Annotated in this window: 13 protein-coding genes and 1 riboswitch; of the genes, 7 read left to right on the top strand and 6 right to left on the bottom strand. The window is 63.6% G+C overall.

Going from position 1 to position 22227, the window contains the following annotated elements:
• Positions 1 to 110: 110 nt before the first annotated feature.
• From ACPWR9_RS19505 to wrbA, 3 genes are all read left to right on the top strand, one after another.
• Positions 111 to 1079: a LysR family transcriptional regulator gene (locus ACPWR9_RS19505; protein ID WP_426330850.1), complete on the top strand. Its 969-nt coding sequence runs from the start codon at positions 111 to 113 to the stop codon at positions 1077 to 1079.
• A 241-nt stretch (positions 1080 to 1320) separates the two neighbouring features.
• Complete coding sequence (locus tag ACPWR9_RS19500; RefSeq protein WP_426330851.1) at positions 1321 to 1614, top strand: hypothetical protein; 294 nt, start codon at positions 1321 to 1323, stop codon at positions 1612 to 1614.
• Positions 1615 to 1807: 193 nt separating this feature from the next.
• A complete protein-coding gene (wrbA, locus tag ACPWR9_RS19495) occupies positions 1808 to 2440 on the top strand; it encodes an NAD(P)H:quinone oxidoreductase (RefSeq protein ID WP_426330852.1) in 633 nt (210 codons plus the stop codon).
• Positions 2441 to 2609: 169 nt separating this feature from the next.
• Here wrbA and blaOXA read toward each other — a convergent pair whose 3' ends face one another.
• A complete protein-coding gene (gene blaOXA, locus ACPWR9_RS19490) occupies positions 2610 to 3455 on the bottom strand; it encodes a class D beta-lactamase (RefSeq protein WP_426330854.1) in 846 nt (281 codons plus the stop codon).
• 235 nt (positions 3456 to 3690) lie between these two features.
• Between blaOXA and ACPWR9_RS19485 the strand changes: the two genes are divergently transcribed.
• A complete protein-coding gene (locus ACPWR9_RS19485) occupies positions 3691 to 5376 on the top strand; it encodes a hypothetical protein (RefSeq protein WP_426330855.1) in 1686 nt (561 codons plus the stop codon).
• 19 nt (positions 5377 to 5395) lie between these two features.
• Here ACPWR9_RS19485 and ACPWR9_RS19480 read toward each other — a convergent pair whose 3' ends face one another.
• The gene (locus tag ACPWR9_RS19480; RefSeq protein ID WP_426330857.1) at positions 5396 to 5851 is read right to left on the bottom strand and encodes a carboxymuconolactone decarboxylase family protein; all 456 of its coding nucleotides are present in this window, start codon (positions 5849 to 5851) and stop codon (positions 5396 to 5398) included.
• Between the two features lie 204 nt (positions 5852 to 6055).
• Here ACPWR9_RS19480 and ACPWR9_RS19475 point away from each other — a divergent pair, with 204 nt between their 5' ends.
• The gene (locus ACPWR9_RS19475) at positions 6056 to 7597 is read left to right on the top strand and encodes a PLP-dependent aminotransferase family protein (RefSeq protein ID WP_426330858.1); all 1542 of its coding nucleotides are present in this window, start codon (positions 6056 to 6058) and stop codon (positions 7595 to 7597) included.
• Positions 7598 to 7701: 104 nt separating this feature from the next.
• A riboswitch (TPP riboswitch) is annotated at positions 7702 to 7800 on the top strand.
• Between the two features lie 73 nt (positions 7801 to 7873).
• The gene (gene thiC / locus ACPWR9_RS19470; protein ID WP_150680543.1) at positions 7874 to 9790 is read left to right on the top strand and encodes a phosphomethylpyrimidine synthase ThiC; all 1917 of its coding nucleotides are present in this window, start codon (positions 7874 to 7876) and stop codon (positions 9788 to 9790) included.
• Positions 9791 to 9877: 87 nt separating this feature from the next.
• Here thiC and ACPWR9_RS19465 read toward each other — a convergent pair whose 3' ends face one another.
• On the bottom strand, positions 9878 to 10996 hold the full coding sequence (locus tag ACPWR9_RS19465; RefSeq protein ID WP_426330860.1) for a hypothetical protein: 1119 nt from the start codon (positions 10994 to 10996) through the stop codon (positions 9878 to 9880).
• Between the two features lie 365 nt (positions 10997 to 11361).
• Here ACPWR9_RS19465 and ACPWR9_RS19460 point away from each other — a divergent pair, with 365 nt between their 5' ends.
• Positions 11362 to 12699, top strand: coding sequence for a hemolysin family protein (locus ACPWR9_RS19460; protein ID WP_426330862.1), 1338 nt, complete (start codon positions 11362 to 11364; stop codon positions 12697 to 12699).
• Here the strand turns inward: ACPWR9_RS19460 and recD are convergent.
• Genes recD through ACPWR9_RS19445 form a run of 3 tightly spaced genes read right to left on the bottom strand, consistent with a single transcriptional unit; the run spans position 12694 to position 22084 of the window.
• Entirely contained in the window at positions 12694 to 14742 is a 2049-nt protein-coding gene (gene recD / locus ACPWR9_RS19455) for an exodeoxyribonuclease V subunit alpha (protein WP_426330863.1), read from the bottom strand. The two genes, ACPWR9_RS19460 and recD, sit on opposite strands and share 6 nt — an antisense overlap.
• Complete coding sequence (gene recB, locus ACPWR9_RS19450) at positions 14739 to 18629, bottom strand: exodeoxyribonuclease V subunit beta (protein ID WP_426330864.1); 3891 nt, start codon at positions 18627 to 18629, stop codon at positions 14739 to 14741. The genes recD and recB overlap by 4 nt, the downstream gene beginning before the upstream one ends.
• Positions 18626 to 22084, bottom strand: a complete 3459-nt coding sequence (locus tag ACPWR9_RS19445) for an exodeoxyribonuclease V subunit gamma (protein WP_426330866.1) — start codon at positions 22082 to 22084, stop codon at positions 18626 to 18628. Before ACPWR9_RS19445 ends, recB begins: the two co-directional genes overlap by 4 nt.
• Positions 22085 to 22227: the final 143 nt, after the last annotated feature.

Genomic DNA, 22227 nt, shown 5'->3' with positions numbered 1-22227 from the left:
GATCGAATGTGACCGGAAGTGTGCGCTCGCGATACGGGTTTTTACGTATTAAAGCGCAAGGACAGTTAAAATACAAATTCATTTAAAAAATTTATTCATACCAATAACGCATGAATATCTCGCTGCGCCAACTCAAGGTCTTCCTCGCCGTCGCCGAGCACGGCAGTTTCAGCCGGGCGGGCGAGGACATCGGCCTGACGCAACCGGCCGTGAGTCGTTGCATTCGCGAGTTGGAACAAGAACTCGGCCTCAAGCTGGTAGATCGCACCACGCGGGAGGTCACGCTGACCGAAGTGGGCGCTAGCCTCTCGGCCACGCTTGCCCGGGTGCTCGACGAACTCGAGAGCGCGTTGCGCGATACCCACGGTCTGGCCGAAGAGCGGCGCGGCCGGGTGCGCGTGGCCAGCGCACCGACCATCTCGGCCAACCTCATGCCCGAGTGCATCTCCGCCTGCGCCGCCCGCTATCCCGACATCACCTTGATGCTGCGCGATCAGGTGCAGACGCTCGCCACCGACAGCGTTCGGCACGGTGAAGTCGACTTCGGCGTGATTGTGGCGTCCGAAGGGACGGACGATCTGGTTGGTGAACCCATCATGGTCGAGCCGTTCCTCGTGGTGTGCGACCGCTCACATCGCTTCGCGAAGCAGTCACAAGTCACTTGGAAAGATTTGAACGGTGAGAAGCTCGTGCTGCTCGACTACGCGTCTGGCAGCCGCCCGCTCATCGACCGGGCGCTGGCCGAGCACGGCGCCTACTGTCAGGTCGCACAGGAAGTCGGGCACGCCATCACCGTGTTTCGGATGGTCGAAGCGGGCATCGGCATCAGCATCATGCCCGCGCTGGCACTGCCCGCCATGCCCGGCCTGCCGGAGAACGGCGGCCGACTGGTCGCCCTGCCCCTCGTGCCGCAACTCGACCGCACGATCATGTTGGTGCGCCGGAAGAACCGCACGCTGTCACCCGCAGCCCAATCCGTGTGGGAATTGATCCAGCAAATTACGGCCAACGCGCCCCACGTTCTCTCGGCGGCGTCAGCGAAGACGGCGAAGTCCGCCAAACCGGGCGGCGAACCCTGACACCATTGGAGATATCTGCCGATACGCGGCGTAACCTGCACGTTGGCGATCGATGACTTCATTTATTACCCGCGCGACAGCTTTTCTGGGCGAAATGTAAGTGAGCACCTGCTACAATTGCCCTGCGTCGATTCCCCCCGAAAGCGCCTGACTGTCGTGTGAGGACTCACCCCCTTCTCACCCCACCATGCCTCGACGCCATGCCCGCACCCCGCGGGCATTGTGTTTCCGGTATGGCGTCATGGACTTGTTCATCAAATACTTCAGCCCGCTGTGGCTCTTTCACGCGGCAGCCGATCTGTCGTTCTGGCAGCGGCATCAACTCGACGCGCGCATGCGAATCGTAAGCCGCTTCATGTGGCGCTACGTCATGCGATGGTCCGTCGTGACCGCCATGTTGCTAGTGCCCGCCGCTGTGATGGCTCACGGTCTTGCCGCCACCGGTCTCGCGCTGGCGGGCGGCCTGTCGGCCAGCGTCGCGGTCCTGATGGCCGCGCTCGCACTGGGCTGCTTGATTGGCTCGCGCCTTCGCTAGGCGGCTCGCGCCTTCGCTGAGCGACGGCACACCTCCCCTCCCAGAACGTCAGCGACAAATTGTCCCGGCACAGATGCGTGCCGGTCGTTTCGTCATGTGCGTCGACTATGATGAAACGGCTCGCATCGCACCGCCGATTGCCGGCCGGTCGTGACGCCAGCCACTTTGCCCCTTCACCCCTTAGGAGCATTCCATGGCCAATGCCAAGATTCTGGTGGTGTTCTACAGCATGTACGGACACATTTACACGATGGCCGAAGCGGTCGTCGAAGGCGCGCGCAGCGTCGCCGGTGCCGACGTCACGCTGATGCAAGTCCCCGAACTGGTCCCCGACGAAGTCCTTGAGAAAAGCGGCGCAAAGGCCGCCCGCGCAGCGTTCGCTCATGTGCCCGTGGCGCGCGTCGAGCAGTTGGCCGACTACGATGCGATTATCTTTGGCACCCCCACGCGCTTCGGCAACATGACCGCGCAGATGCGTAACTTTCTCGATCAGACCGGCGGCCTGTGGGCCAAAGGCGCACTGATCGGCAAAGTCGGCAGTGTGTTCGCCAGTACCGGCACGCAACACGGCGGACAAGAAACCACGATCACGAGTTTTCACACCACGCTTCTGCACCAAGGCATGGTGATCGTCGGCGTGCCCTATTCCGAGCCCGGGCTCACCAATATGCAGGAAATCACGGGCGGCACGCCCTACGGCGCCACCACGCTCGCGGGCGCGGACGGCTCGCGCCACCCCAGCGCCAACGAGTTGAAGATCGCCAAGACGCAGGGCCGTCATGTGACGGAGATTGCTTCGGCGCTCAAGCACGGTCGCACGCTGTAACCCACGGCCGTCGCATAGCAAGCCCGTCACGGGAGTCCGCCTCACAGCAGACTCCCGCCTCGGTGCGGCACCGACGCGGCGCCAAAGCAGCATTAGCGCGTCTTCAGCGCGTCTTCAGCGCGTCTTCAGCGCGTCTTCAGCGCGACCTCACCGCTACGTCACGCCGACCTCAAAGCAACTTCAGATCCTTCATCACGGCACGGGCAATCCGCGCACGCTTGGGCGCATCGTCATCGCTTCTCATGTCCATATTCATCGCCACAGTCGTGATATTGCCGTCGCGCTCGACCCAGCCGACCCACCAGCCGATATCGTGTTTGCCGTCCACGTACCAGCCGGTCTTGGCGTGCATCACGTAGTCCATGTTCGCTTCGGCAATCGAAATCTGCCGCACGATGTCCTGCGTGCGCGCCGAGAACGGCAACTGACCACGCGCCAGCCGTTGCAGGAACACCACCTGCTCTCGCGCTGAAATTTGCAGGCTGTTGTCCACCCAATACGCATCCGCGGCACGCCCGATGGTGTGGTTGCCGTATCCGACCTCGTCAAGCTTGGCCTGCGCGTACTGGCGCGCAATCTTGTGCGACACGACCTGATAGCACGGCAGACACGACACGCGGAACGCCTCGCGCAGATTCATCGCGGCATTCCATCGTGCAAAGTGGCGCGGCTTGCCGTCCCAAGGAATGATTTCGCGCTCGTTGTCGAGCGCGCCCGAATCGAGCGCTAGCAAGCTATTGAAAATCTTGTACGTCGATGCGGGCGACATGCGCTGGTCGGCACGAGCGCTGTTGTAGGCCTGATACCCCCCGGTGCGTCCGTCGAGCACGACGATCGTGCCCTTGACGCCTTCCGCATCGAAGTACTTGCCCCAATCGGCGCGCTCCACGAGCTTCGGTGCATTCGCGGCGGCATCGGCCGCGTGTACCGGGGTTGTGAATGCAACGGGAGATAGCAATGCACAAATCATCCGAAAAATGGCAATGCGACTGCACCAGCGAGAGCGTTTTATCATTTTGGAGTCCTGATTTCAGTGGGTAGATTGACGCCATAAGCAAATGTCATGGACGGGTATCGGTAAGCGCTGGCCGAGCGCTCGCTTTTGCGAAAGCGCTTGCAGCATAGGAGGTGTTTCGACACATGAAAAGTCATGGTGCCGTAACCGATGTAACCGCCGTATCATTGCCGCGAATCCGGCGCACAATGCCGGTTATTGCGGCCCTCTGCGCCCACTTTTCCGGCACGCTGCCATGCCAGATCCTCGCGTTCATCCGTCTCCCACGGCGGACATTTCACCCATCGCACCAGGCACCGCCCCGCCCCTCGTCATTCGTCTCGACGCGCCGCAGCAAGTCGACGATCAACCGGTGCGATACCAGAGCTTGTGGCTGCTGATGCGCCTGTACTTTGCGGCGCGCTACGAGTCGTCGCCAGTGCCGCTGGCAGCGCTCAAATCGCGCTTCGCGCAGGCCGGCGACTTGCGCATGCTGGTGAGCCGGGCCTTTGCCGACTTCAGCGATTGGGGGGTCGTGGCCGGATGGGGTGACGATCGCCATGCCGACGCGCGTCTGCTGCCTAAACGCGGCCGCGGCAAGGGGCCGTTCTGGCTGGCCAGCGACGAACTCGATCGCATCGTCGTCACGATTGGTGGCACTACGCCAAGCGACGAGCGGCGCACGCTCGCCACCTTCCTCGGTCTCTCGCAAGATGCGCCGCCCACGCTCGACACCCCGGCGCTCGACTACGTGATGCAAGACATTGCGTTCTGGCACCACGTCACGCTGGGCAAGCGCGACATGCAGGACGGCATCTTCTTCGCCCCCGCGGAACCCGCACCTCACGCACGCTTGCGCACGCAACGCACGGGCGCCATTCCGTCGTTTCATGCCGCCCAAGTCTGCGCGGTCGACGACGTGCAACGCGGAATCGCGTTACTGGCAGAAACCATAGTCTGGCGGCGCATGGGCGACGTCGCCCGCGCAAAACGCACGCTCACCGCGCTCGCCGAGACGTTCGGTGCGCATGCGGCGACGCAACACTCGTCCCCCACGTTGCGCGCCATGCACTGGATCGTGCAGGCGTGGCAGGCGTATGCCCTGCGCGACGAGGCCGGGGCATTCGCCCACTTGCAGCGCATCAGCGACGACGCCACGCTCGCGCCCTGCCTCGTCTACAACCCGCGCATCCGCTTCGAGACGCGTAATTTACAAGCGTTGCTCTACAAGACACACGCTGCACGCCCCGGCCCTCAGCCGGCTCGCGCGCAATCGGCAGCCGACGCCCTCGCCGCCTTCTCCGACGCATTGCAAGCCGCGTTCGAAGCCGACTCCATCGAACTCGCCCAGCACGTGGCGGCCAACATCGGTTTGTCGTTGTGGCTGTTTTGGCAGGATTCGTTGATCGACCCGGCACGGCGTCTCGCGGTCGCGGACGTGCAGCGTCAGGCGCTGCGCTGGATCGGCCTGTCCGAATGGATTTGCGATCGATTCGGGGTGGGCGGCAATTCGGTGTGGAATACGGTGTTTTTGCTGCGCATCGCGCGCGGGGCAGTGCCGGTGTGGCGCGACCCCGATCTGGCAACGCTGCGTGCGAGCACGCCGCTCGCCGTCGACGCATTTCTCGACGCCGTGCAGCCGTTCGGCGCACCGTTCTCGCGCGCCAAGGGGTTTTCGAAATGGACCGATGTGGTGGCGACGACACTGGCCGATCACGAGGAAGGGCGCGTGCGCTTCGAGCCGTTGCAGCTCGCCAATTTGTGGTTCGAGATGTTGTGGTTTGCGCTGCATCAGGACGGCGATTCGCCGCAGGCCACGCACGCCGCCCAATCGCTTGGGCGCGTGCTGCCGATGTTGCCGCCGCCCGACCGGCGCTTCTTCCGCGACGCGCTACGGCTGATGCCGCGCGAGTTTCAGCGCGAGGTGCGCATCGCGGAGTAATGCCAACGGTGTCGCCCGCTTAGCGCACGCCTTGCGGCGTCTTCGGCAGCGGCGCGCGGAACGAGATGGCCAGACGATTCCATGCATTGATGGTGCCGATGGCGAACGTCAGGTCCGCAATCTGCTTGTCGTCGAAATGCCCGCGCAGGTCAGCGAAAACGGCGTCCGGCACATGACCGTCCTGCACGTTGGTGACGGCTTCCGTCCACGCGAGTGCGGCGCGCTCCGCCGGTGAATACAGTTCAGTCTCGCGCCATGCGTCGAGCAGATGCAGACGGCGCGCCTCGATGCCGACCTTGAGCGCGTCGGCCACGTGCATGTCGATGCAAAACGCACAGCCGTTCAGTTGCGAGGCACGCAGCCACACCAGTTCCAGCAAGCCGCCCGGCAAGCTGCAATCGTGAAAGTAGCCGCTCAGCGCCGCCATGTGTTCGTAGGCGCGCGGGGCGGCTTTGATGTAGTTCAGTCGCATCATGATTCGAGTCTCCGTTGAAGGTCGGGAAACACCGCTGACGTCGGCCCCCAACCCGGTGGCCGCTGCCGCCTGCGCGGTGTGTCGATGGATGCAACGATACGGGCTCTTGGCCCCCTTCGGAAGAGCCAAAACAGAATAGAATCGGTAGGCCAAAAAGTAGGCCAACAGGCCCGAGATGCGCATTCCCCCACGGAGACACCCCACATGCCCGCCTTGCCCGACGCGTCCGCCATGTCCGCCATGTCCGATCGGTCCGATCTGTCCGATCTGAGCGCCCTGCACCTTGGCGAGGCCGCGCAGGCAACCGGCACGCCGACGTATCGCGCGCTTTACGAGCGGATTCGCGAAGGCATTCTCTCCGGGAAACTCGCCCCGTCGTCGCGTTTGCCCTCTACACGCGCGCTGGCGAGCGAACTTGGGGTAGCACGCGGCACCGTCGAGGCGGCCTACGAGCGGCTCGTTGCCGAAGGCTTCGTGATCGGGCGCGGCGCGGCCGGCAGCCGCGTCAACCCGCAGTTGAGCGCGGCACGTCTGGATGCCGCTGCCAAGGTCTTGCCCCGCGATACAGGGCCACGCAAGGCCACGAGCAATAAGGGCAGCGACAACCCCAGCCACGTGCCGCTCAGCGCTCACGGCACGCCTATGCCGCTGCAAAACGGCATGCCCGCGTTTGATGAGTTTCCCCGAAAATTGTGGGCGCGACTCGCGGCACGGCATGCCCGCCATCTCCCGTCCGACGCCTTGAGCTATCAGGACGCCGCTGGCTTCGCGCCGCTGCGCGAGGCGATCGCTGGTTATCTGGCGATTGCGCGCGGCATTCACTGCGCCCCGGCGCAAGTCATCGTCACCACAGGTTTTCAAGGGGCACTGTCGCTGATCGCCCGCGTACTGCTGCGACCGGGTGACGCTGTCTGGTGTGAAGACCCGGGTTATTTCCGAGCGCATGAAGCGTTACGGATGGTGGGGGCGGCATTGGTGCCCGTGCCTGTCGACCATGACGGGCTCGACGTCGCCGAAGGAGAACGCCGTGCCCCGCATGCGCGGCTCGCCGTCATCACGCCGTCGCATCAGTCGCCGCTGTCGGTCGCGCTGCCGCTCGAACGGCGTCTCGCCTTGCTGGCGTGGGCGCAGGCGAATCAAGCTTGGGTGGTCGAAGACGATTACGACAGCGAGTTCCGCTACACCGGTGCGCCGTTGCCCGCCCTCAAGAGTCTCGACGGTGGCGAGCGCGTGCTTTACGCGGGGTCGTTCGGCAAAGTGCTGTTCCCCGGTTTGCGGCTCGGCTACCTCGTCGTGCCCCCTGAGTTGTGCAACGCATTCACGGCGGCGACCGCGCTCCTCAGCCCCGTGCACGGCTGGATCGAGCAAGCCACCGTCACCGACTTCATCACAGAAGGCCACTTCAGTCGCCATATCCGGCGCATGCGTCAACTCTACGGCGAGCGCCGTGCTGCGTTGGCTGACGCACTGCGACAACATCTACCCGGTCGCATCGAGCTCGCACAACAAGCCGGCGGCATGCATCTGCTGGGCTGGATCGAGCCGCATCGCGACGATCGTGCCGTGTGCCACGCGGCCCATCCGCATGGTCTGGCGCCGGGGGCATTGTCGTATTTCCGCATCGAACGTCAGTTGCCGCCCGCACTGGTGATGAGCTTCACCAATGTGCCCGTTGCCAACGCCGACGACGTGGCCAAGCGGCTCGCCCGGGCGTTCGACGACGACGAAAAATCGCGCCAGTTATGACGCGGCGCACCATTTTCTAGTCAACGCAGCCAGTCCATTTCTGGATAGTTTTCGGGACAGATCGCGCTTGTGTTTGCGTGTCATGTCGGTGTATCGTTGCCGCAAAGCTAGCGCAGGGGTCCTGCAACGTGAGTTGTGGGTGAGAAATACCCTTAGAACCTGATCTGGATAATGCCAGCGCAGGGAGCGTAGAAGTCACTCGCCCCCGTTCATGCTCCTGAGCCGCTTTGCGCCGAATTTGTCGGCGTCAACACGTGCCCCGCCAGGAGACATTGCATGAACGCCAATCCGAAGTTCCTCTCAGCCAACGCGCGCGTGGACGAAGCCGCGATCGCACCGCTGCCCAATTCCCGCAAGATCTATGTGAACGGTTCGCGCCCAGACCTGCGTGTTCCGATGCGTGAAATTTCGCAAGCCGATACGCCCACGAGCTTCGGCGGCGAGAAGAACCCGCCGATCTTCGTCTACGACACCTCGGGCCCGTACACCGACCCGGACGCCAAGATCGACATCCGCTCGGGCCTGCCTGCACTGCGCGCCGCCTGGATCGAAGAGCGCGGCGACACCGAAGCCTTGCCTGGCCTCTCGTCGGCCTACGGCCGCGAACGCGCCGACGATTCGGCCACCGCTGAACTGCGCTTCCCGGGCCTGCATCGCACGCCGCGCCGCGCCAAGGCCGGCAAGAATGTGACGCAGATGCACTACGCGCGTCAGGGCATCATCACGCCGGAGATGGAATACATCGCCATTCGCGAAAACCTGCGCCGTCAGGAATACATCGAGAGCGTGCGCAATGCCGGTCCGCAAGGCGAGCGTCTTGCCAAGCTGCTCTCGCGTCAGCACCCGGGCCAACACTTCGGTGCCAGCCTGCCCGCTGAAATCACGCCGGAATTCGTGCGCAGCGAAATCGCCCGCGGGCGCGCCATCATCCCGAACAACATCAACCACCCGGAATCGGAGCCGATGATCATCGGCCGCAACTTCCTCGTGAAGATCAACGCGAACATCGGCAACTCGGCCGTGACGTCGTCGATCGGCGAAGAAGTCGACAAGATGACGTGGGCCATCCGTTGGGGCGGCGACACGGTCATGGATCTGTCGACCGGCAAGCACATTCACGAAACGCGCGAATGGATTCTGCGTAACAGCCCGGTGCCCATCGGCACGGTGCCGATTTATCAGGCGCTCGAAAAGGTCAACGGCAAGGCCGAAGACCTGACGTGGGAAATGTTCCGCGACACGCTCATCGAGCAAGCTGAACAAGGCGTCGACTACTTCACCATCCACGCCGGTGTGCGCCTCGCGTACGTGCCGATGACCGCCAACCGTATGACGGGCATCGTGAGCCGTGGCGGTTCGATCATGGCCAAGTGGTGTCTCGCGCACCACAAGGAAAGCTTCCTGTACACGCACTTCGAAGAGATCTGCGAAATCATGAAGGCCTACGACGTGGCGTTCTCGCTGGGCGACGGCCTGCGTCCTGGCTCGATTTACGATGCCAACGACGAAGCGCAGCTCTCGGAACTGAAGACGCTGGGCGAACTCACGCAAATCGCCTGGAAGCACGACGTGCAGGTGATGATCGAGGGCCCGGGCCACGTGCCGATGCAGCTCATCAAGGAGAACATGGATCTCCAGCTCGAGTACTGCGACGAAGCCCCGTTCTACACGCTCGGACCGCTCACGACGGACATCGCCCCCGGCTACGATCACATCACGTCGGGCATCGGTGCCGCCACCATCGGTTGGTACGGCACGGCCATGCTGTGCTACGTCACGCCGAAGGAACACTTGGGCCTGCCGAACAAGGACGACGTGAAGGAAGGCATCATCACGTACAAGCTCGCCGCGCACGCCGCCGATCTGGCCAAGGGTCACCCGGGCGCACAGATTCGCGATAACGCCCTGTCGAAGGCACGCTTCGAATTCCGTTGGGAAGACCAGTTCAACCTCGGTCTCGATCCGGACAAGGCGCGTGAGTTCCACGACGAGACGTTGCCGAAGGACTCGGCCAAGGTGGCGCACTTCTGCTCGATGTGCGGCCCGCACTTCTGCTCGATGAAGATCACGCAGGACGTGCGCGACTACGCTGCCAAGCAAGGCATCTCGGACGAAGCCGCGCTCAAGCAAGGCATGGAAGTCAAAGCGGTCGAATTCGTGAAGAAGGGCGCTGAGATTTATCAACGCACCTAAAGCCCGCGGCTTTGATGGCGTTGAAATGAAGAACGCGCCCGGAGAGATCCGGGCGCGTTTTTTTATGCCGCGTTTAACGATGGCAAATTAGACATCGGAATAATCGTAGGACTCGTAGGACTCATCGGAATCGTTCGCTTCCAACGCCCGCCGTGTCGGCACACCGAGCGCCGTCATTTCGTTACGCAGCCGCTGGCATGCCACCTCCGGACGCAGCGAAGTATGCATCGATGTGGCCAATGCCATGAATGACTGCGTGTTGTTTTGCGGCAACCTTGCCGACTGCATCACGTCGGCGTGGCGCATGCCCCAGTGCGCATCGCCGGTCTGTTCGATGCCGAGCGCGAGCTTTGCCCAGTCGTTGGAACACACGGCGACCGTTTTGGGAAGATCGGCGCGCGCCATCGCTTGCTGCATCGGTGAGCCGGTGGACAGTGCGACGCGCAACATCCACTCGGTGGCATCAGATGCGGGCAGCGTGCGTCGGCCCTCGTGCAGACGCTCATTCACCTGGCTCACAAATGCGTGCACCGGCTCGCGCACCAGACAAGCCTGCGTCCACTCCTTCTTGCCGACCAGATCGGGCTTACCGGTCCAGCGGCGGGCCGTGTCACCGACTGTCTTGGCGACGTCAGAACGAACCGCCTCGTAGGCCGACGTGCCGTTGCGACCGTCCGTGCCAAGCAGCGAACCGCCCACGACCTCGTTGCATATCTGCCCACGTTCGCTGCGCGCATCCGGCATCAGCACCGGATGATTCGAATAATCCGCCGCGCCGGGGCGTGGCTCGGCATCGACGGGACCGGCACAAACATACAAGGTTTGCAGCGCCGATGGACACAGCACCGGCGCGGCACGCTGCGTGCCATTGTTCCGCGCGGGTGCAGCCAGTACATCGGGCAACCGCAGCGGCGCATGCTCCGACGTCCAATTTTCATGCGCCGGGCGTCCGCCCTCGATGTTGCCTACGCTTTGCAACGGGAAGCCCTCCACGCGTGCGGATTCGGATGGCAACGGCGGATGCAAAGCGATGGGGGCAAATTGCCCGGCAACTTGGGCGGGTGCGTGCCCGGTCATGGCGCCGGAAAATGGCTGAAGTGCGTACATCGTGAAATCCTCCATCAGTGCGGTGAACGTGGTGATTAACCACGGCCTCGACGCGATGTCGAAGCGGCGTTCACGATGCCCGACGGCTACCGCTGGCATTGTCGGTTCTGCACACCTCCACGCTCAGCTCGCGCAAGCCACCGTCCGGTAGGAGACAGTCAACGTCCATCGCGCAACGCGGGGCGTGGCGGGATGCCGCTGTCGGGGCAACACGGACTTATGGCATGCTATCGGTCAGCGGCACAGCCGACGCGGCTGCTGCGCTCCCGAGGATTCGAGTCGTCGAAGCCCTTCCCCGGGGACGCGCTTTCCGCACCCCAGCCCGAAGGCATCTCAAAATGACGGCCGTCCGGCCTTGTTTCGAAATGTCTCCGCGCAACCGGTCGCGCTCCTGTCATGGGAGATGACCGCCTTGCTCCCGTCGCTGCTGTGCGCCTGACTTTGTACTTACAGGTGACAACAATATGAGTGGTTACGGCTTTCTTTTCAGTATCTTGCTGCTGGTTCTGGCGAGCGCCTTCTTTTCCGCCGCCGAAATTTCTCTGACGGCCGCCAAGCGCACCAAACTTCAGGTGCTCATGGAAAAAGGCGACCAGCAAGCCATCAAAGTGCTCGCACTCAAGGAGCAACCCGGCAACTTCTTCACCGTCGTGCAGATCGGCGTGAACGCAGTCGCGGTGCTCGGCGGTGTGCTGGGCGAGAGTTTTCTGACCGGTTATTTGTTCGACTGGCTCTCGTCCTTCACCGATCAGGCGATGGCCTTGCGTCTGGCGGGCATCGGTTCATTCCTATTCATCACGATTGCTTTCATTCAATTTGCCGACCTGATTCCGAAGCGGCTCGCCATGGTCAACCCGGAGCGCGTGGCGATGGCGATCATCGATCCGATGCTGCTCTGCCTGAAAGTGCTTCGCCCGTTGGTGTTCATCTTCAACGGCATCGCGAACATGTTCCTGCGCATCTTCAAGCTGCCGACGCATGCCATCGAGAACATCACGTCCGAAGATATTGCCGCCATGGTCGGCGCCGGTGCCGAGGCAGGCGTCTTGCGCAAACAGGAACTGCATCTGATCGAGAACGTGTTCGAACTCGAATCGCGTACCGTCGGCTCGGTCATGACGTTTCGCGACGACGTGGTGTACTTCACCATCGCGGAAGAAGAACGCAGCATTCGTCAGAAGATCACCGAAAGCCCGCATTCGAAGTATCTGGTTTGCCGTGGCGAAATCGACAACGTGCTGGGCTACGTCGACTCGAAAGACTTGCTCCAGCGCATTGCCAGTGAAGACTTGTCGAGCGTGATCCGCAATCTTGACCGTCTCTACGCGAAGAAGCTGCTTGTCATTCCCGACACGCTAAATCTCTCAGAAGCGCTGGCCCGCTTCAAGGAAACCCGCGAGAGCTTTGCCGTCATCATCAATGAGTATGGGATGGTGGTGGGCGTCGTTACGCTGAACGACATCGTCGGCGCGCTCATGGGCGATGTGGTCCACCCCGCTGACGAAGACCAGATCGTGCAGCGCGACGAGCACTCGTGGCTAGTCGACGGCGTGACCTCGGTCGAAGACGTGAAGAAGGCGCTCGACATCGACGAGCTGCCCGGCGAGGGCGAGTACGAAACCATCGCTGGCTTCATGATCTATCAGCTCAAGCGCATTCCGAAGAAATCGGAAGCCACGGAAGCGATGGGCTACAAGTTCGAAGTGGTCGACATCGATAACTACAAGATCGACCAGTTGCTCGTCACCCGTCTCGGGTCGCTCGCCGAAGCGGCCATCGCCGCGCAGAAGCAGACGTCATGAGGACATCGCCTCGATAACCTGCGCCAGTCGGTCGGTCAAACCGCCGTCGCGCTGCGTCGGCCGCACAATGGCCGACGCGATCACTTGCCACGGCGCATATAGCCAAGCCTGACGCCGCGCACGCGTCACGCCCGTATAGATCAATTCGCGCGACAGCACGCGGCTCGACTGTTCGGGCAGCACAATGGCCACTCGCTCGAACTCCGAGCCTTGCGACTTGTGAATCGTCATCGCAAAAGCCGTCTCATGCGCAGGCAGACTCGCGGGTGAATACAGCCGGTAACCGCCGTCCGGCGTCGCGAACGCCACGCGCAACGCGCCACCGGGTCCCAGCGGTAATGCGATGCCGATATCGCCGTTAAACAGATTCAAGGCGTATTCGTTCTGCGTAATCAGCACCGGGCGCCCCGCGAACCATGCGCCGCCCCCGGCATTGAGCGCGACGCCCGCGCGACGCGCCAACAACGCGGTGAGTTGCGCGCCAAGGAATTCGACACCGCGACGTCCGCCTCGGGTCGCGCACAGCACACGGAACTGACCGAAGGCCGCAAAGACCGGCTGCGCCACCATAGCGATGTCGCCCGCCGTAGCAGCGCCCGGATCGCCGAGTTGCCCGATCAGCGTCACCGCATCGGTCAATGCGTCGAGGTAAGCGCCGTAACCGTCCGCCAGCGCGTTGAGGTTCGATGCGCAGAGTTGCGCACCGCCGTCCTCACTCAGGCTGACGCGGTCGGGCGCAGATGTCGACGATGCACTGTCCGTGGAAAACTCCTTGCGCGCGTCGGTCACGCGCCCCGTTTTGATCGCGGTGGCCAATCGACCGATCGCCGAGTTTTCGCCAAACCGGTAAGTCCGCTCGAGCCAGACCACCGCGTCTTCCAAGCCACGCGACGCGCCGCCCTGTGCGCCAGGCGCCAGCGGCCCTTGCGTGGGTGGCATCGCTTGCGGCCAGCCCAATGCATCTAGCAACCGCGTGCGCATCGCAGGAGAAAACGCGCGCTTAGCGCTCAACTCGCCGAACACTGCGCCAGCTTCGACGGCGGCTAACTGGTCTTTATCGCCCAGCAGAATCAAGCGCGCTCCGTCAGGCACCGCTTCGAGCAGTTGCGTTGCCATCGACAAATCGATCATCGACGCTTCGTCGACGACGATCAGATCGTAGGGCAGCGGATTGCCCGCGTGATGGCGGAACCGGCGGCCGACGTGCTCCGCCGATTCGGGCAGCACACCGAGCAGGCGGTGCAGCGTGAGTGCTGCCTCGGGCAACGCCTGACGCACCGCTTCCGGTAAGTCCTGACGCGCGGTGAGTGCCTCCTGCATCCGTTGCGCGGCCTTCCCCGTGGGCGCGGCCAGCGCGACGCGTAAATTGGCATCACGTTCGAGCAGACACGCGAGCAGGCCCACGACGGTGGTCGTTTTGCCCGTCCCCGGGCCGCCGCTGAGCACGACGAGCGAGCGCTGCAACGCCAACGCCGCGGCAGCCATCTGCCAATTCGGTTCAGGCTGACCGTCCGACGACGCCAGCACGCCGTCACCGAAATACTTACGCAAGCGCGCGCGATCCTCTGCCGTGATCGGTGTCGTTTCCTGGCTCGCCAGTTTGCGGCCTAGCGCCGCCGCCAGACGGGCTTCGTAAAAGTAATAGCGAGCGAGATAGAGACGATCTTTCTCGTCGAGCAGCAACGGCCACGCATCGGACTGCGCGTCGCTGGCTAGCACCAAGGCCAGGTCTGCGGGTGCACATAGTCCGCTGGCGAACAGTGCGTCGCGCCAGACCGACAGCGACGGCGCATCGTCGGGAAACAGTTCGCCGCTCGCTTGTGCATCGAGGAAGTTGTCGAGCGGCACGCACACATGCCCCTCGGCCGTCGCCAGACTAACGGCCAACGCGGCACGCCAGACATAGCGGCAAGTCGACTCGTCAGCGCCGCGCCCACGGGCGAGCAGCGTCATGCGACGCGCGAATCCCTGCGCAAGTCTGACGACGCCGGTGTCGGCAAGCGTGGATGCCGCTGCATCGTTCTGGTGGAGGATTTCGCTCATGCGTTTGCCTCCCCGGCGCCGGTAGCACGCGCACCGGCATGCTCGCCATCACCGGTACCGCCGCCCTCGCGCCCCTCTAGTGCCAGCGCCTCGGCCAACGCCACGTTTTCACCCGCAGAGAACAATCGGTCGAGCGAATCGACCATCTCGCGCGTCGGTTTGTCGAAATACACGCCCGGCACATGGTCCTCCAGTCGATTAGCCTCGGCCCAGTCGGGACGCACGCCGCGCACGAAAAGGTAAAGACTTCCGGCCATGTCCCGGTCGTAATCGTAGTCGGGCAGGCGGCGGCGCAAATAGCGATGCAGCGCCAGCGTGTAGAGCAGATATTGCAGGTGGTAGCCATGATCGGCCATGGCCTCGCGCAGACCGTCCGGGCCGTAGTTCTCGGGCGCGGTGCCCAGATAATTGGACTTCCAGTCGAGAATCCACCACTGTCCGCTGTGGCGGAAGACCAGATCGATAAAGCCCTTCAGATAGCCACGCAATACCGTGGCGTCGAGCGGAAGGTCCGGGTAGCCGAATTGACGCAAGAGACCGCGCAACGCATCGAGCGACACCGCATCGGCTGGATAGGTGAACTCCATTTCCGTCAGTCGCTCGGCCGTCGCAACGTCGGCCAGTCGCACGCCGGGACGCAGCGGCGTCGCCACCGTATCGGCCAGCATGTTCATCATCATGGCGCGCCACATGTCGTTCTGCTCCGCACCCCGCCCCGGCGGGCGCTCTCGCAACGCACGCGTCACGGCCTGCGGCCACTGGCTGCGCGAGGTGAAATCAGCCAACTCGAATACGCGGTGAAGGCTCTCACCCGCCGCAGGTCCCCGCGGGAACCGCAGAATATCGTCGGCAGGCGGCCATGTGTCATCGCCCTCGGGGGGCAGTGCAAACGTCGGCCCTGCGTTGGCTTGCGCATCGTAATCGGGGCGTGTGCGCTCAGGTGCACTGAGTTGCCCGCCACCCAATTGCGGTCCGGCATGCATACCCGCCAACAAACCGGAGAAGCTGCCGATACGCCACACTTCTCGCAGCGCGCGCGTACTCGTGCGTGTGGCGAGATCAGGAGGCGCATCGTGGCCAACGCGCTCGCCTGCCCCTAGTGCGTCGCCAACCGGCAGCGGGACCACGTCGACCGGGCCACCCGCAAGCGCCTTCCAAGCGGTGCGGATTGCGTCGACTCGCGCGTCGGCATCAACGGTCGTGGCAATCCAATCATCAAACGATGTGCCCTGCCCTGCGGCCAACCAGTTGAGCATGCCGCCGCACGCCTCTTTCACACTACGCCGCGACGTGTACACGCCCGCAGCGAGATAGCATCGGTAGACCGCCCGCGTGAGCGCCACATACAGCAAGCGCGCTTGTTCGGCGGATTGCTCGCGGCGCAGCGCGGCGTGTGCCGGTGATCCCTTGGCACCTGCCTCGGTAAAGTCGATCACGGCATCGGGTCCGTCGTGATACTCCAATCCGTCGAGACTGCCACCGTCGCGCACCGCACCATCCCATAGGAACGGGCAGAACACGACGCCGTATTCCAAGCCCTTCGACTTGTGGACCGTCACGATCTGAACGAGGTTTTGATCGGACTCGAGGCGCAGTTGCGCTTCTTCGCCGCCACTGCCATTGCGTTGCGATGCCAGCCAACGCAGCAGCGCAGGCATACCCGGCTGCTCGGCCCAACGCGCTTGCGCCAACTCGGCCAGATGCATGAAATTGGTCAATCGACGCTCGCCGCCAGTCTGCGCCACCAACCGTGCGGCGAGCCCGAGTTCACGCATGAGCGTGCGCCACATGGCCGCGAAGCCGCGCTCGATCCACAACTGCCGATAGCGCTGCAGCCGCTCAATCCACGCGATGGCCTCAGCATCGGACGCATCGCTCGTCTGCATGCGGAACAGCGCCGTCGCGTCGAGACCGAACAACTCTGTGGCGAGCGCTGCACGTAACGCGCGCACGTCGCCCGGCGACTCCACGGCTCGCAGCACGCGCAATAGCGTTTCGGCTTCATCGCTGGCGAACACCGAGTCCTGCGTGAGTTCCACGCTGCCTACGGCGTGCTCCGCGAGCATCGCCTTCATCAGCGCGCCCTGCCGGTGCGTTTGCACGATGACAGCGATATCGCCGGGTGCCAGTGCGCGCTCGCCAATCAGCGCCTCGCCGCGCGACGCATCGCCGAGCAAACGTGCGACTTCGGCAGCCGTGGCCCGTGCGCAGGCTTGCTGGGCTTCGTCTTTGGACAATGGGCCGTCGCCCTTTGCGTCCTCGCTGCTCTCGCCCTCCGGGAGCCACCATACGGTGAAGTCAGCCACGGTGCGCGCGTCGGACAACGGCGGGCGTCGCCGCACCCCCGGACGCACGGGCGGATACTCCAGACCTTCGAGCACGAATGCTCGCTCGTTCGCGCCGAACAAGCGGTTACCCGCTTCGATGATGGCAGGTGTCGAGCGTTGATTGACAGCCAGCGTATAGGCCGCGTCGGCATTCTCGCGTGCAGCCAAATACGTGTGCAGATCCGCTGCCCGGAAGCTGTAAATCGCTTGCTTCGGATCGCCGACCATGAACATCGGGCCACCGTTATCCCCCGAGCGGTACACCGCATTGAAGATGGCGAATTGCAGCGGGTCGGTATCTTGGAACTCGTCGATCAGCGCGCACGGATACCGTGTACGAAGGGCTTCGGCCAGATCGGGATGCTGCGTCAGTGCTCGGGCGATGTTGCCCAGCAAATCGTCGAACGACACTACGCGGAGTTCGCGTTTGCGCTGTGCCAGTTGGTCCGGCGCCTGCATCAGCCATTCGCGCAGGATACGAAGCCACGCCATCCCATAGCGTTCGTCGGCGTCGGCGCGTGACTGCACCAACACGTCGGCCAGCGCGAAGAAGCGGTGATCGGGCGGTGTCTCGCCCTTCTTGATGTCCTTCGCCAAGCGTGTCGACGTCAGCAGCTCAGCCTTGGCGTGTAGCAGTGCCCCGACATCCTGCGCGTTCAGATAGCGCTGCCATGCCGACACCGCCTGCGCGAGCGATGCCTCGTGATAGATATTCTTCTTGAACGACGGCAGCGCTTTGCGCATCAACTCGGCAATGCCCTGCGCGTCGGCCTCCCAGCACTCGCGCGCAGCCGCGTAAGTGGCGAGAAGTGCGGTATCCACCGCTGTCGTTGCATCCGCCTGTACGGCGTCGGGCCAGCGCAGCGCCGACATGGGCTTTTTCAGACGTCGGGCCAGTTGATCGGTCAAGGTGCCCGGCGAGCGCTTACGGTCGACCAGCCACGCGGCAAACCCATCGTCCTCGGCAGCCAACGGCTCCACCACGCGACGCCAGAACTCCACCGCGAGATCATGGCGCACGCCGTTATCGTCAGGCACTAGTTCATAGGCAAACGGCAAGCCCGCTGCGAAAGGCACCTCGGCAAGCGCGCGCTGGCAAAACCCGTGAATCGTGTGGATCGATGCCTGATCGAAGCCGCGCAGCGCCGCTTGCAGGCACTCGCGAATTTGCTTCACGCTCATCTCACCACGCTCGATCAGCCCGGCAATCATCACCGTGAACAGCGGATCTTCGCTCGCATCGGGGTCGAAGTCGGGGAAGTCATCGTCTTCGCCGCTGTCCTCGTTGCCGCCTGCGGTGTCGTCCGCTTCGCCAAACATCGGCGCGATCGCGGCCACCAAGTCCGACAACCGCCCGCGAATACGCTCGCGCAGTTCGGCCGTCGCCGCGTTGGTGAACGTCACCACCAGGATTTGTTCGACAGTGAGTTGCTTTTCAAGCAAGAGCCGAACGTAAAGCGCGCAGATATTCCACGTCTTACCGGTCCCGGCCGACGCTTCGATCAAACAGACGCCATCGAGGTCGCAGTGGAAGACGTCAAGGTCGATGAGCTGTGTCATGCGCCCTCCACCAGTTCGAGATGGGCAACCAGCGGACCGAAGACCGTATTGGCAAGCAGGTCAAACGGTGACGCCAGTGGATCTTCCACACCTCGCCACACGAGGCGGGTATAGGGATCGTCAGCATCGCCTCGGGCAAAAGCCGACCCCTCCCATTGGCTTTGTGCGTCGCTGGGTTTGCCCGTACTGGCCAACTTCCATGCGCTACGCGCGAAGAACGGCAGGGGTCGCGTTTGACCTAACCGGTACAACGCGACCAACTGGCCGAGCAATGTTTCGGCGTTTTCAACAGGGCGCAACGCGAAGGTATCGTCCTCGCCATACCAAAGCGTACGTGCCGCCACGTCCAGCCCGGCGTGTTCCGGTTGCTGCAAGTGGGCACATAGCGCGAGGTGCGACAACCATGCGGCCAGCAAATCGCTTGGCCGCATGCTGCCGTAGCGATACATCACCAACCCGTAGCGCGACACTGGCGCGAGCCGCCCTTGCAACAGACACGGTGCCGAGAGTGTGGCGTCGCCGTGCCATTGCGCACCGGCCGTCGTTTGCCACCCCGAAGGCAGCGCCGGTGTGAGCGGCAGCATCGTCAAAATCTCTTGCGTGCCTTCCGCCAGCGCTTCGCGCACTTGCGAAGCCAACGCGCGCAAGCCGCCCAATTCCCGGCGACGCCATACGGCGCCTGTCGCACCACCGGGCAATTCGTGGCTGACCCGCGCAATGCGCTCGATAGCGTCAGCTCGCGTACGAGCGTCGCCATGGTCGGCGCGCAGCAAGCGTGGCAGGAGACGGGCCGCTAATGCATCGCGCCCCGCCCAATCGAGCACGAACGGTTCATCGTCTTCGACTTCGGTGAGCACATCGCCGAGTGTCAGGCCCAGACGGTCACGCGCCCATGCCCGCCCCGGATGCCGCCAGAATCGCAACAGGTCGTCGAGCGTGAGGTGCGTTTGCGCCACAGCCGGTAGCGGCTCGCTCACGAACGGGGCAGCAGGTGCCTCCGGTACCGGCGCGGCCAGTTGCGTCGCCAATTGCCGCGCTGCTTCGCCGTTGGACACGTCGTAGCTATAGAGCGCGGCATGCTGACCGTCGAAATACGCAGGTGAGAACGGTTGCAACGGATGCAGCACGACAAGCCGCTCACGGGCCTCGCGCTGGTCGTCCACATGAAACCCTTGCGACGCCGGTGCCAGCAGTTGCCCGGTGAAGTCGAGCAATTCGTCCACCGCCGTCGATGGCGGCAACGGCGCGTTATCGCGCACGCTGCGTCCGGTGTAGGTGATCAGGAATCGATCCTGCGCGCACAGCAGCAGATCGAGGAAGAGATTGCGTTCGTCGTCACGCCGCTGGCGGTCTCCCCGCTGCGGCAACACGCGCATCAGGTCGAACTCATCGGCGCGCACGCGCCCCGGCAAGACACCATCGTCCATACCCAGCATGCACACCACACGGTACGGCAGCGAGCGCAGACTGGGGATTGCCGCAAAAGTGACACGGCCAGAAGGCACGCCGCCACGCGTCGGATCGTCCAACGCGTCGGCCAACACACGGGCGACGACTTCCACCGGCACACGCACTTCGGGCGCGCCGTCGGCGATGGCCGAACCGATTTGCTCGATCGCCATGCGCACTTCCGCCACGTCGTCGGCAAAACGCGCATCGTCGGAGAAGAACTGTTCCAGCATGGCGAGCAATTGATCGCGCCACGCCAACCCGGTGCGCTCGGTTTGCAGCGCAACCGCCGTGGCATCCAGATCGTCGATCAGACGCGCCAACTCGCCCAGCAATTCTGCACGGCCACCTTCGATACCGCCCACCGGCAGCCAGTCGTCGACTGGCAGTGCGTCGTCGGGCAATGCATAGCCCAGGAACAACCGCATCATCGCGTCGCCCAGCGTATGACGTTCCAAGGCCGGTGCAACGCCAGCCGCATCGCGTCCTGCGCCCGAATCTCCCGAAACTCCCGAAACTCCCGAATCGCCCGAGCTGCCCTTGCCGCGCTGCGCCCCCTGTGCGTCAAGCCGCAGCAACGCATCGCCACGCCAGCCACGACGCGCGCCCGCCGCGTGCAACCAGTTCTGAATCGAGTCCAGCACATTGCCCGCCAGGTCATAGCGCTGCGCCACGGCGTCCGTACGGGCCAGTTCCACCAAGTCGGACGCCGCCACACGCATTTGCGGCAACGCCAGAATCGAGGCAAAGGCGCGGGCAACGGGGTTGGTCCGCGTCGGCGGCAGCCCGGTGACCAGATACGGAATGCGAGGCGTGGCCGTGCCGAATACGGCGTCGATCAATGGCGCGGCTTTGCCTAGGTCGGGTACGGTAATCAGCACGTCATCGGGACGAAGATCCGGAATCTCGTCGAAGCACGCCAGCAATCTGTCGTGTAGCACCTCGATCTGACGCGCGAGGCTATGGCAGACATGCACCTCCACGGAACCGTCCGCCCCCACGCCCTCCGGCACGCCATAGCGCCCGTCATCTAGCGTGAGAATGCCGTTTTGCAGCGCAGCGAGCAGTGTCGGTGCGGTATTCGGCTGGAACAGCGCGCGGTCTTCAACCGCCTGCTGGGCAAGATCGGCGTAGAGCGCATCGATGTGCGCCTGTGTCTGCCGACCCCATTCGGCCAGCAGCGGGTGGCCGACCTCGCGGTGCGCCGTGCCGTCGCGCCGCTTCAGGTACGACAGCCGCGACGGCGGCACGATATCGAACCAATAGCTCTCGCATGGGTTGAGCACGTACAGATGCACGTCCATCAGGCGCGACATCGCCTTGAGCATCACCATCGAGAGCGGCGGCATCGACGAGAGCGCGAACACTGACACGCGCGCAGGCCATCCAGACGGCAACGTCTCGGGCGTCAGTTGTTCAATCTGATCGATGGCGCGCAGGGTCGGGTGACGCTCGCGAATATCGAGATGCTGCAACGCACGCCGCCACAACTCGCTCTGCCAGACTTCGTCGTCTCGCTGCACGTCGCCCCAGCCTGCCGCGCCGCCGACGGGAATCGTGTCGCCCGACTGCCAGCGTTCGAGCCAGTTCGGCCGGTAGGTCAGATATTGGTCGTAGATATGCGCCAAACGCTCCGCCAGTTCAAAGCGCATAACATCGTCGGCCTCGGCCAGATAGCCCGCCAGCCTGGGCGACGTCTTGACCCACGGCTGCGCCAGGCACTGGTAAAGCGGCCAGACGAGACGGTCGGGTGCAAACGGCGAGCTCTCCGGCACCGTCAGCAACTTGCCTGCCATATCCCACAGCCATTGCGCCAGATAGGCCAGACGCACGTTCGCGCACACACCGAACACGTCGGCGTAGTCCAGTTCGAGCCGGCGGCGCACCGCCACACTTGGCACGACGATGGTTTCCGAATGCAACGGGTCGCCCGGCGCCTGCGCAAGATCGCGCAACAGGGCAGCTTCAAGCGTGGTGAACCGGTTGGAAAAGAATAAGTGGAGCATTCGGACGTGGCGACCTAATGAGACTGGGAGGCTAATGGGGCTGGGGGGCGACGGAACGCACGGAACCGAACGCCAAGGAACTGTCCGCAAGCATAACAAAAGCCCTATGCCCAAGCCCATCGGAGCCCTCCGAAAACCCCGAC

This window comes from Pandoraea pneumonica (genome assembly GCF_049918595.1).
Taxonomy (GTDB): domain Bacteria; phylum Pseudomonadota; class Gammaproteobacteria; order Burkholderiales; family Burkholderiaceae; genus Pandoraea; species Pandoraea pneumonica_A.
Note: the sequence above shows the minus strand (reverse complement) of the source record. Positions and strands in the feature narration are given on the sequence as shown.